General features: G+C 73.7%; 8 protein-coding genes. 6 read left to right on the top strand and 2 right to left on the bottom strand.

From position 1 onward, the window contains the following. Window positions 1-61: 61 nt before the first annotated feature. A complete protein-coding gene (locus ACFXAZ_RS18130; protein WP_384591604.1) occupies window positions 62-1,123 on the bottom strand; it encodes a DUF3533 domain-containing protein in 1,062 nt (353 codons plus the stop codon). A 396-nt stretch (window positions 1,124-1,519) separates the two neighbouring features. Between ACFXAZ_RS18130 and ACFXAZ_RS18125 the strand changes: the two genes are divergently transcribed. From ACFXAZ_RS18125 to ACFXAZ_RS18115, 3 genes are read left to right on the top strand one after another with little or no spacing between them, the layout of a single operon-like run. Continuing rightward, entirely contained in the window at window positions 1,520-5,104 is a 3,585-nt protein-coding gene (locus ACFXAZ_RS18125; protein WP_384591602.1) for a DNA polymerase III subunit alpha, read from the top strand. 23 nt (window positions 5,105-5,127) lie between these two features. After that, window positions 5,128-6,108, top strand: coding sequence for an ImpB/MucB/SamB family protein (locus ACFXAZ_RS18120; protein WP_384591607.1), 981 nt, complete (start codon window positions 5,128-5,130; stop codon window positions 6,106-6,108). Continuing rightward, window positions 6,105-6,302: a hypothetical protein gene (locus ACFXAZ_RS18115; protein ID WP_384591599.1), complete on the top strand. Its 198-nt coding sequence runs from the start codon at window positions 6,105-6,107 to the stop codon at window positions 6,300-6,302. Before ACFXAZ_RS18120 ends, ACFXAZ_RS18115 begins: the two co-directional genes overlap by 4 nt. A 151-nt stretch (window positions 6,303-6,453) precedes the next feature. On the opposite strand, the gene ACFXAZ_RS18110 is transcribed toward ACFXAZ_RS18115, so the two are convergent. Next, a complete protein-coding gene (locus ACFXAZ_RS18110) occupies window positions 6,454-7,446 on the bottom strand; it encodes a LacI family DNA-binding transcriptional regulator (RefSeq protein ID WP_384591596.1) in 993 nt (330 codons plus the stop codon). 127 nt (window positions 7,447-7,573) lie between these two features. On the opposite strand from ACFXAZ_RS18110, the gene ACFXAZ_RS18105 reads away from it, so the two are divergent. The 3 genes from ACFXAZ_RS18105 (at window position 7,574) to ACFXAZ_RS18095 (ending at window position 11,141) form a co-directional block, all read left to right on the top strand. Beyond that, a complete protein-coding gene (locus tag ACFXAZ_RS18105) occupies window positions 7,574-8,923 on the top strand; it encodes an alpha/beta hydrolase (protein WP_384591593.1) in 1,350 nt (449 codons plus the stop codon). 184 nt (window positions 8,924-9,107) lie between these two features. Further along, the gene (locus ACFXAZ_RS18100; RefSeq protein ID WP_384591590.1) at window positions 9,108-10,061 is read left to right on the top strand and encodes an alpha/beta hydrolase; all 954 of its coding nucleotides are present in this window, start codon (window positions 9,108-9,110) and stop codon (window positions 10,059-10,061) included. A 150-nt stretch (window positions 10,062-10,211) separates the two neighbouring features. After that, on the top strand, window positions 10,212-11,141 hold the full coding sequence (locus ACFXAZ_RS18095; protein ID WP_384591587.1) for a lipase family alpha/beta hydrolase: 930 nt from the start codon (window positions 10,212-10,214) through the stop codon (window positions 11,139-11,141). The last annotated feature ends 97 nt before the right edge of the window (window positions 11,142-11,238 follow it).

The following is an 11,238-nucleotide window of genomic DNA, read 5'->3' as shown; positions in this document are numbered from 1 at the left end:
GGCCGAACCCGCCCGTTTTGCCGTTAGCCCAGCCGTAGGGAGGACTAACCGCCCGCCCCCGTCAGCCGGCCCGCTCACCCTCCGCCGCCCGCATCCCCCGCCGCCTCCTCCGCCCCGCCGCCAGCATCGTGATCGCGATGCCTGCCAGGGCCCAGGCCGAGAGGACCAGGAGGGGGCCGGTGAGGGCGTTGCCCTTGAAGTAGGCGATCGAGCGGGCCGCCCAGGTGCCCGCGCCCGGCGGGAGCGCGGGGCCGATGGACTGCCAGAACGGCGGCAGCATCGGGTAGGGGAAGGCGCCGCCCGCGCTCGGGTTGCCCGCGATCACCACCAGCAGGATCGCCAGGCCGATGCCGATGATTCCGAAGATGCCCTGGAGGGCGAGGGTGGCGGCGCCGACCGCGAAGGTGATCAGCGCGCCGAGTCCCCACAGCGCCGCCACCCCGCCGGGCAGCGCGTCCAGGACCGGCCCCACGATCAGCGCCCCGCCGAGCCCGCCGGCGATCGCCATCAGCGCCATCGCGCCCAGCCGGATCACCGCGCGGCGCGGATTGGCGGGCCGTGCCCCGGCGCTGATCGCCAGGATCGAGGCGCACAGATAGCCGCCGACACACCAGCCGACCACCAGATAGAAGGACGACAGCCCGTTGAAGTCCCGTGGGGAGGCCGGGGCCACGTCGACCGTGCGCACGGTACGGCCCTCGGTCTCGTCCACCGCGCCGACCAGGCGTTCCAGGGTGGTGGCGAGGACGGTGCCGCCGCCGGACGCGACCAGGAGGGTGTCGGTGGTGCGGGCCGGGTCCACGATCAGCGCGCCGTCGATGCTCCGGTCGAGGATCTGCCGCCGCGCGCTCGCCTCGTCGGCCACCGCGCGCGGGTCCAGCGGGGAACCGGGCAGCCGGTCGAGCCGGGTCACCGTCCGCCCGGCCACGGCCGTGGGCGCGACCACCCCGAAGGGCACGTCCCTGGGCCTGGGGTCGTGCAGCGCCCCCACGTAGGAGGCGATGAACAGCAGCTGCAACGCGAGTACGCCGATCACCAGCAGCGTGGCCCGCGGGGTGACGGCGTCCCGTACCTCGGCGAGAAAGCCGTGCCGTGGCACCGGGTCGTCGGCGGTCTGTGTCATGTCCTCACGGTCCGGGCCGGGGGACGTTTCCGCAGGGGGAGGCGGCCGAACGGATGCCGTATGAGTGTTCGAGACGAGGGGCCATTCGAGGCTAGGGGGTCTCGCCCGCCCCGGGGGTGTTTTTCCTCGGTCGGCTCCTCGGCTGCCTCTCGGTTGTTCCTCGGCCGCTTCTCAATCGCTCCTCAATCGCTCCTCAACTGCTTCGTCCTGTCGGGGGGCTGACGGGACGGAGCCTTTTCGGCCACCGCTCCTCGCCCTCGGGGAGTCCTTAGAGAATCGTTTGTGTGTTCGAATATGGTCCCTGACCGGCGCTGATGAGGTTAGAGTAATCGAACGGGCGTACGATGAACATATAGGGCGTATGGCTGAAAAGGGGTGGATTGATGGAGGTGTGGCATGGCGGGCTTCGCCCATCTGCACGTCGCCTCCGGTTACTCCGCCCGCTACGGGGCCTCCCACCCCGAGCAGCTCGTCCGGCGGGCGGCCGAGCGGGGCATGACCGCGCTCGCGCTCACCGACCGGGACACGGTCACCGGGGCCGTCCGGTTCGCGCGGGCGTGCGCGGAGAACAAGGTCCGGCCGCTCTTCGGGGTCGACCTGGCGGTGGAGGCCCTCGCGCCACCACCGCCCGACCGGCGCCGCCGTACCCCGGCGCGCGGTGGCGCGCATGTCGTCGAGCCGCCGCTGAGATGCGTACTGCTCGCGCAGGACCGGGACGGGTGGGCGCGGCTGTGCCGGATCACCTCGGCCGCCCATGCCGGTACGGCGTCGGGGGCGGCGCCGGTGGTGGTGTCGTGGGAGGCGCTGCGTGAGTACGGCGGTCCCGGGCTGACCGTGCTGCTCGGGCCGCTCTCGGAGCCGGTGCGGGCGCTGGCGGCCGGCCGGGAGGACGTCGCGGTGCGGCTGCTGACGCCATGGCGGGAGATCTTCGGCGGGGGAGTGAGGCTGGAAGTCGTTGCGCAGAAACGTTTTGGCATGGATCCCGGAGCGCTCCGGCCGGCCGCCCGCACCCTCGCGCTGGCCGACCGCATCGGCATCACGGCGGTGCTCTCCAACGCCGTCCGCTACGCCGACCCCGACCAGCACCGGCTCGCCGATGTCCTGGACGCGGCCCGGCTGCTGCGGCCGGTCGACCGGCGCCGCCTGGACAGCGGGCAGCGCTGGCTCAAGGGCGCGCGGGAGATGACGGCCGTCGCCCGACTGGTCGCGGAGTGCGCCGGAGCGGACGACCGGCGGGCGCGCGGGCTGCTGGCGGACACCGTCGCCACGGCCGACGAATGCGCCCTCGACCCCCGCGCTGACCTGGGGCTGGGCGTCCCGCACTTCCCGGAGCCGGCGCTGTTCGGCGCCGGGCCCGGCACCAGGGGAGCCGCCGACCTGCTGCGCCGGCAGTGCGAGGCCGGTCTGACCCGGCGCGGCCTCGACCGGGACCGGGCGGCACTGAACCGGCTGGACGAGGAACTCGACGTGATCTCCACCCTGGGCTACGACTCGTACTTCCTCGCCGTCGGCCAGGTCGTGGCCGACATCCGGGCCAAGGGCATCCGGGTCGCGGCCCGCGGTTCGGGCGCGGGTTCCCTGGTCTGCCACGCGCTGGGCATCGCCACCGCCAACCCGCTCGACCACCGGCTGCTGTTCGAACGCTTCCTGAACGCGACCCGCGCCTCGCTGCCCGACATCGACATCGACGTGGAGTCCGCGCGCCGGCTGGAGTGCTACGACACGATCTTCGAACGGTTCGGGAAGGAGCGGGTCGCGGTCACCGCGATGCCCGAGACCTACCGGGCCCGCAGGGCCCTGCGGGACACCGGCCTCGCTCTCGGCATCGCACCGGCGGACGTCGACCGGATCGCCAAGAGCTTCCCGCACCTGCGCGCCTGCGACATCACCGGCGCCCTCGCCGAACTGCCCGAACTGCGGCGCCTCGCGGCCGAGGCGGACCGGTACGGGCCTCTGTGGGAGCTGGCCGAGGGCCTCGACTCCCTGGTCCACGGCATGGCCATGCACCCCTGCGGCGTGGTCATCAGCGACGCCGGCCTTCTGGACCGGCTGCCCGTGCAGCCCACCCCGCAGGGCGACTACCCCATGGCCATGGCGGCGAAGGAGGAGATCGAGGCGCTGGGCAACATCAAACTCGATGTGCTGGGCGTACGGATGCAGTCCGCGATGGCCCACGCGCTCACCGAGATCGAACGGGTGACCGGCCGCCATGTCGACCTGGACGATCCACGGCAGGTACCGCTCGACGACCCCCTCGCCTTCGAACTCATCCGGAAGAGTCAGACCCTGGGCCTGTTCCAGCTGGAGTCGCCCGGCCAGCAGGACCTGCTGTCCCGGCTCCAGCCGCGCGACCCGCAGGACGTCATCGCCGACATCAGCCTCTTCCGCCCCGGCCCGGTCCAGGGCGGCATGCCCGAGCGGTACATCGCCGCCCGCCACGGCGGTACGCCGTCGTACGCCCATCGGGACCTGGAGCCGGTGCTCGCCGACACCTACGGGGTGACCATCTGGCACGAGCAGATCATCGAGACGCTGGATGTGATGACGGGCTGCGGCCGGGCGAAGGCGGAGCTGGCCCGGCGGGCGCTCGGCGACCGGAACCAGCTCCCGAGGATCAAGAACTGGTTCCATGTCCTGGCCGGGGCGCGGGGGTACGGCCCGGCGGTGCGGGCCGAGGTCTGGAAGACCGTCGAGGCGTTCGGGGCGTACGGCTTCTGCCGCGCCCACGCGGTCGCGTTCGCCGTACCGGCCCTCCAGAGCGCCTGGCTCAAGGCGCACTATCCGGCGTTCCTGCTGGCGGGCCTGCTCGAACACGACCCCGGGATGTGGCCCAAGCGGGTCCTGGTCTCCGACGCCCGGCGACGCGGGGTGCCGGTCCTGCCCGTCGACGTCAACCGCTCCCGGGTGGAGCACACCGTGGAGAAGGCCGACGGGGATCAGTGGGGGGTGCGGCTCGCGCTGTCCGCGGTGCACGGCATCGGCGCCGACGAATGCGCCCGGATCGAGGAGAGCCAGCCGTACGGATCGCTGTCGGACTTCTGGCAGCGGGCCCACCCCAGCCGGCCGGTCGCCGAGCGCCTCGCCGAGATCGGCGCCCTGACCTGTCTGCACGACGGCCGGCTCACCCGCCGTGATCTTCTCCTCCAGATCGCCGAGTTGCACCGGCAGTCCCGAGCCCGGTCCGCGGGCGCGGGGCAGTTGCCCATCAGTACGGGCGCGGTCGGCGGGGCGGAGCCGAGCGGGCTGCCGGAGCTGACCGGCCGCGAGGCCCTGAGCGCCGAACTGAACACCCTGGGCATCGACGTCTCCCAGCACCTGATGGAGCACCACCACCGTCTGCTGCGGGAGATCGGCGCGACCGACGCGGCGCATCTGGCCGGACTGCGTGCCGGTCGGCAGGTCCTCGTGGCCGGGGTACGGGCCTCCACCCAGACCCCGCCGATCGCCAGCGGCAAGCGGATCATCTTCGTCACCCTGGAGGACGGCTCCGGCCTGGTCGACCTGGCGTTCTTCGAGGATTCGCACCCGGCCTGCGCGTACACCGTCTTCCACAGCGGGCTGCTGCTGGTGCGCGGCACGGTTCAGGTGCGCGGCACCCGCCGTACCGTCGTCGGCACCATGGCCTGGGACCTGGACGAGATCGCCACCGCCCGCCGCGACAACGGCCCCGAGGCCGCCCTCGCCCTCCTCGGCGCGGACCACCCCCACCCGACGCCCGCCCAGGTTCCCGTTCCCGGACAGCCGGTTCTGGGACAGCCGGTTCTGGGACAGCCGGTTCTGGGACAGCCGGTTCTGGGACAGCCGGTTCCCGGACAGCCGGTTCCGGGACAGCCGCGGCACGGGACCGCCCAGCCGCACCGCACCCTCGTCAACGGCACCACCGGCGCCCGCCTCCACCCGTACGCCGACCTCCAGCCCGCCGGCACCCGCTCCGCCGACCTGAAGAAGTTCGGCCACCGCAGCCCGGGGAGCGCGGGATGAACGGGATGAACGGGGTGAACGGGATGGCCGTGCGGCAGCGCCACATCGCCCACCTCCACCTGCACGCCGTGCTGACCGGGGATCAGTACGCCGATGCAATCGAACTGATGTCCGGTGTCACGCCTCATGTCCAGGCCGTCCCGCCCAACGCCGTGCAAGCGGACCTGACGTCGGCGCTCCGGTACTTCGATCTGTCTCCCTACAACGTGGTCCAATTGGCGAAGATGAGGCTGAAGGCGCTGTACGGCATCGACAGCAGTGCCGGGCTCGCGGGCAACCGCATGCTGGCGGCCATGGCGGCCGACGCGTCCGCGCCGGGCGAGACCACCTGGGTCCGTGCCGGACAGGCGGCGGACTGGCTGTATCCGCGCCCGGTCACCACCCTGCCCGGGGTCGGCCCCGCCCTCGCGAAGACTCTCGGCGGCTACGGTCTGCGCACCATCGGCCAGGTCGTCGACCTGCCCGCCGGGACCCTGCAACGCCTGCTCGGCGCGGGCCCCGCCCGACTGCTGGCCGAGCGCGCCCGTGGCCACGACCCCCGCCCGGTCGCCCCGCCCGGACCGGCCGCGCACCTGGTCGCCGACCTGGTGCTGGACCGGGACTGTCTCGACCCGGCCCGGCAGCACCGGGCGGTCCTGGGACTCGCCGACGAGATCGGCCGACGGCTGCGCGGCGAACGGCAGTCCGCCGGCCGGCTGACCCTCACGGTGCGGTACGCCGACCGCAGCTCCAGCACCCGTACGCGCACCCTGCCGGAGCCCACCGACCACTCACCCGCCCTCGCGGAAGCCGCCCTGGACCTGCTGAACACCCTCGGGCTCCAGCGGGCGAGGGTACGTGCCTTCGTGCTCCGCGCCGACGGGCTGCTGCCGGCCGGCGAGGCCTATCGCCAACTCTCGCTCGACCCGGCCGCCGACCGCGCCCGAGCCGCCGAGGCCGCCGCCGACCGCGCCCGCCACCGCTTCGGTCCCGGCGCGATCCATCCGGCGACACTGGCCGAGTGACCGAGTGGCGGGTGCCCGACGGTGGTGTTCCGGCGGGGTCCGCGCAGGCAGCGCCCGGCCGCACAGCCGCGGCGGCATGGGCCACGCGCCACTGGTCCAGCGGCCCGCCACCGACCGGACGTACGACGGGAGCCGGGGCGTGGCTCAACCGGCGGGCGGCGGCGTTCGTGGACTGCTGCGGTGAGCGCGGCTGATTCGGCTTGGTGCGGGTGCGGGTGCGGTTGACCGGCCGGGACGCGCGGGCCCGGCCGCTCGACGGTGCGGCCGTATGCGCGCGGGGTCCGGCCGGGTCGGGGATACGCGGTCCGACCCGGCCGGGGACGCATGGGCCCGGCCCGGTCGGGGTCAGGTGGTCTCGCGCACGATCAGTTCCGGCAGGAGCAGCGTGCGCGCGGGTGTCTGCTGCGGTGCCTGGATCAGGGAGCGCAGCAACTCGGCGGCGCGGTGGCCGGACTCGGCGAACGGCTGCCGGATGGTGGTGAGCCCGAGGGCCTCCGCCAGCGGCCCGTCGTCGAAGCCCGCGACGGCGATGTCCCCGGGCACCTCCGCCCCGGCGGCGCGCAGCCCCGACAGAAAGCCCGCGGCGAGCAGATCGTGGTGGGCGATGACGGCGGTCGGCCGGTCGGCGCGGCGCACGAACCCGGCGGCGAACGCCCGTGCCGTCGCCAGGTCGTTGTCGGCCAGTTCCAGATCCTCGCAGGTGTGCTCGGCCGCGCCCGCCTCGCGCAGCGCCCGCCGGATCCCCTCGTAGCGGAGCATGCCGGAGGAGACGTAGGTCTCCGAGCGCTGGGGTTCGTGCAGCACGCCGAAGCGGCGGTGGCCGCGCCCGAGCAGATGGGCGGCCAGCGCGTGCCCGGCCCGCTCGTCGTCGAAGGTGACGGTGCTGAAGGACGGGTGCGCGGAGTCGACCAGCACGGTCGGTGGCCCCCAGCGCCGCAGTCGGTCGGCGCCCTGCTCGCCGAGCGGGACGCCCATGATCAGCAGCCCGTCGACATCGCCGCGCACCGGCAGCGTCTCCAGCAGCGGTGAGCTCTCCGCGGCGGCGGACGGGGCGTTGAGCACCACGACCTCGACGTCGTCGGGGGCGAAGGTCTCCAGGATGCCGACGAGCCGGGTCCGGTAGCTCTCGTAGCTGCTGAAGGGGGCCAGTACGGCGATCCGGCCGGTATGGCGCCGGGCTCGCGCGGAGGCGGTCGCGCCGGGGCGGTACCCCAGCTCACCGGCGACCCGGATGATCCGGTCACGGGTCGGCGGGCTGACCCGGTCCGGATGGTTGAGCGCGAGCGACACCGTGGAAATGCTGACCCCGGCTGTCTTGGCCACCTGATAGATCGTCACGCCCTGGCTCCCCACGTTCCTCACCCTAGCCCACCCCCCTCGGTGCCCGGCGCATGGTGATTGACCTCGGTCCGGGGCCGATTTAAAGTACTTCGTCGAAGAGCTTCGATCGACTGTGGGTCAGGTCATGCCGGACGGTCCGGTGGTGCCGGTGCTGGTGCTGGTGCTGGTGCTGGTGCCGGTGGCGCCGGTGGCGCTGGTCGTGCCGGTCGTGCCGGTTCTGCCGGTCGCGCCGGTCGTCGTTCCTCGGTCCGTCCGTTGTGAGTGGAGGTCCCTGATGCGGGTCCCGGTGGCAGATCCCCTGGCGCTCGTCCGTGGCGCGGGCTGTGAACCGGCCGTGGTGGACTGGTGCGCGACCGGCGGGGAGATCGCCGCCGGGCTGCCCGGTCTGCGCTCGCCCGACTGGCCCCGGCGGCGGCGCGCCGCACGGGAGCTGTCGGACGCGCTCGCCACCCGGTTCACGCTGCCCGGCCCCGTGGAGTGCGAGGTGAGCGGGCACCGGGTGCCGACCCGCGCCGGGGAGATCACCGTGCTGCGCTACCGGCCGCCCCGGGTCACCGGCCCGCGCATGGCGCACCTGAGCATCCACGGCGGTGGCTTCGTCCTCGGCAGCGTCCACGAGGTGGTGAACGCGCGGCTGGCCCGGAGCCGGGCCGTGTCAGGCGGTGCCGACATCTTCGACGTCGACTACCGGCTCGCCCCCGAACATCCCTTCCCCGCCGCGCTGGAGGACTGTCTCGACGCCCTGACCTGGCTGATCGAGTCCGCCCCCCGGTTCGGGATCGGCCCCGGGCGGATCGGCGTCGGCGGGGTCTCGGCGGGCGGCAACCTCGCCGGGCTGGTCGCGGCACACGCCCGGGACCGTGGCATCCGCCTCGACCACCAGGTCCTGGAGGTGCCCGCGGCAAGCCTGGACTTCGACCGGGACGACTCGTTCCGCGCGTACGGCGCGCTGGGCGGCCTCGGCGGGGGTGTCGCCGAGTTGCACGCGGCGTATCTGGGCGGGGTCGGGGTGGTCGGGAGCGAGTCCGGGGCCGGGGTGGCCGGGGTGGCTGGGGCGGCTTGGGCGGTCGGGGTGGCTGGGTCGTCCAGATCTGCGGGGGCGGCGAAGGTGGCCGGGGCGGCTGGGGCGACTGGGGTGGCTAGGACCCCCGGGCCGGCCGAGTGGTCCGAGGTCTGGGAGACGCCCGGCTCGGCCGTGCGCTGGGCGGCGCCCGCCGACGTCCCCGACCTCACCGGTCTGCCGCCCGCCCTGGTGATCACCGCCGAGCTGGACCCGCTGCGCGACTCCGGCGAGTCCTACGCCGCCCGGCTCGCCCGCGCCGGGGTGCCGGTCGAGAGCTGGCGGGCGCCCGGCCAGCTCCACGGGAGCGGGTCGCTCACCCAAACCTCGACGACCGCGCGGGCCTGGCAGGACCGGGTCGGCGCGTTCCTGCGCGGTCGGGCCCGCGCCGCCGCCGTGAGCCCCCCGACCTGAACCGCGCCGACGGCAACCGCGCCGCCGACACCGCGGCGACCACGTACACGTACCGCCCGACCACGTACAGCCCGACCACGTACAGCCCGACCACGTACACGTACAGCCCGACCACGTACACGTACCGCCCGACCGCGCACACGTACCGCCCGACCAACCACCCCCGCCCTCACCGGAGGCCCCCATGCCCATAGACCCCACCCTCATCCGGGCGATCGCCGAACTGGGCGTCCCCGCGCCCCTGCCGTCGAACGACCCGGAGGAGCAGCGCGAGCGGGCCTTCGCCTACGAGCGGGCGGTGTATCCGTATCTCGGACCGGCCGGGCCGGAACTGCCGATCCGTGAGCACGTCGTCCCGGTATCGGGACGGCCGGACGTCGCCGTACGGCTGTACTACCCGAGGGAGCCCGCCCCGGAGCTGCGCCTCCCGGCCTGTCTGCACTTCTTCGGCGGCGCCTTCGTCCAGGGCGGCCTGCATCACCCGAGCGTCGCCGCCATGTGCGCGCTACGGGCCGCCCGCGCGGACGTCGTCATCGCGGCGGTGTCCTACGCGCTCGCCCCGGAGCACCCTTTCCCCACCGCGCTCGAACAGGGCTGGGCCGCGCTGGACTGGCTGGTGCGCGAGGCCGGTTCGCTCGGCGTCGACCCGGGGCGTATCGCGATCGCCGGACAGTCCGCGGGCGGAAACCTGGCGGCGGCGCTGACCCAGCTCAACCGCGACCGGGCCCGCCACCCGCTGGCGCTCCAGATCCTGGAGGTGCCCGGCCTCGATCTGACGCGCGGTGCCGGGGAACGGGTGACCGACGGGATCACGGAGGCGGAACTGGCGCCGCTGGGGACGGCGGTCGACCGGTACGTCCCCCGGGTCGAGGACCGGCACGACCCCCGGGTGTCACCGCTGCTCGCGCAGGACTTCGGCGGACTGCCGCCCGCGTACATCTTCACCGCCGAGGTCGACCCGCTGCGCGACGACGGCGAGCGGTACGCGGCGGCGCTCGCCGGGGCCGGGGTGCCGGTGACGGCCATGCGGCTGCTGGGCCTGCCCCACGAGGGCGGTATGTACGAACGGGTCTCCGGCACCGCCCGGGTGGCGCAGGCCGCCATCGCCCAGGCCCTGCGCGCCCTGCACGACCTCTGATGGGTCAGCTGCGCGCCGGAGACTTTACCCACCCGTAACTTCCCCCTTGGGCTACCCGTCCGTAACTTGACGAGTGAACAGCATCCTCGTGATCCGGATCACAGGGCGAAACGCAGTCGCAACTCCCTTGAGCCGCAAGGAGATCACTCGATGCTGCCCTGGAGAAGAGTGCTCGGACCGCTGGCGGCACTGCTGCTGACCGGCGCACTGGCCACCGTCCCCACAGCCACAGCCACAGCCACAGCGACTTTCACAGCCACAGCCACTGTCACAGCCACAGCGACCGTCACGGCTACGTCCGCAGCTACTCCTCCTGCCGCCGCCGGTGCCTGGAACGACTACTCCTGCAAGCCGTCCGCCGCCCATCCCCGCCCCGTCGTGCTGGTCCACGGCACCTTCGGCAACTCGGTCGACAACTGGCTGGGCCTCGCGCCCTATCTGACCCGGCGCGGATACTGCGTCTTCTCGCTCGACTACGGCCAACTGCCCGGCGTGCCGTTCTTCCACGGCCTCGGCCCCATCGACAAGTCCGCGGAGCAACTCGACGCCTATGTCGACAAGGTGCTCGCCGCGACCGGCACCACGGAGGTCGACCTCGTCGGGCACTCGCAGGGCGGCATGATGCCCCGCTACTACCTCAAGTTCCTGGGCGGAGCGGCCGAGGTGAACACCCTCGTGGGCATCGCCCCCGACAACCACGGCACCACCCTGTCCGGCCTCACCGAACTGCTGCCGTACTTCCCCGGCGCCGAGGACCTGCTCACCACCGCCACGCCCGCCCTCGCCGACCAGATCACCGGCTCGCCCTTCCTCACCAAGCTCAACCAGGGCGGGGACACCGTGCCCGGCGTGAACTACACCGTCATCGCCACCCGGTACGACCAGGTCGTCACGCCGTACCGCAGCGCGTTCCTGGACGGCCCGAACGTACGCAATGTGCTGCTCCAGGAGCTGTGCCCGGTCGATCTCTCCGAGCATCTGGCCATCGGGTTGTTCGACCGGATCGCCTTCCATGAGGTCGCGGGCGCCCTGGATCCCGCCCGGGCCAGGCCCACCACCTGCGCGTCGGCGTTCAGTTGACACCGACGCGCGTCGGGGGGGCGCCCCGCCCCGCGCCCCCGGGGGGGCGCCGCGCCCCCCGGGGGGGGGGGGGCGGCCCGGGGGGGGCGGGCGCCCC

This window comes from Streptomyces sp. NPDC059477 (assembly GCF_042749375.1).
Taxonomy (GTDB): Bacteria; Actinomycetota; Actinomycetes; order Streptomycetales; family Streptomycetaceae; genus Streptomyces.
This window is presented reverse-complemented; position numbering and strand designations above follow the sequence as displayed.

What these genes read in the sequence shown, in the direction of transcription:
- ACFXAZ_RS18130 (WP_384591604.1), bottom strand. Translation starts at nt 1,123, where the DNA reads ATGACACAGACCGCCGACGACCCGGTGCCACGGCACGGCTTTCTCGCC.
- ACFXAZ_RS18125 (WP_384591602.1), top strand. Translation starts at nt 1,520, where the DNA reads ATGGCGGGCTTCGCCCATCTGCACGTCGCCTCCGGTTACTCCGCCCGC.
- ACFXAZ_RS18120 (WP_384591607.1), top strand. Translation starts at nt 5,128, where the DNA reads ATGGCCGTGCGGCAGCGCCACATCGCCCACCTCCACCTGCACGCCGTG.
- ACFXAZ_RS18105 (WP_384591593.1), top strand. Translation starts at nt 7,574, where the DNA reads ATGCCGGACGGTCCGGTGGTGCCGGTGCTGGTGCTGGTGCTGGTGCTG.
- ACFXAZ_RS18100 (WP_384591590.1), top strand. Translation starts at nt 9,108, where the DNA reads ATGCCCATAGACCCCACCCTCATCCGGGCGATCGCCGAACTGGGCGTC.
- ACFXAZ_RS18095 (WP_384591587.1), top strand. Translation starts at nt 10,212, where the DNA reads ATGCTGCCCTGGAGAAGAGTGCTCGGACCGCTGGCGGCACTGCTGCTG.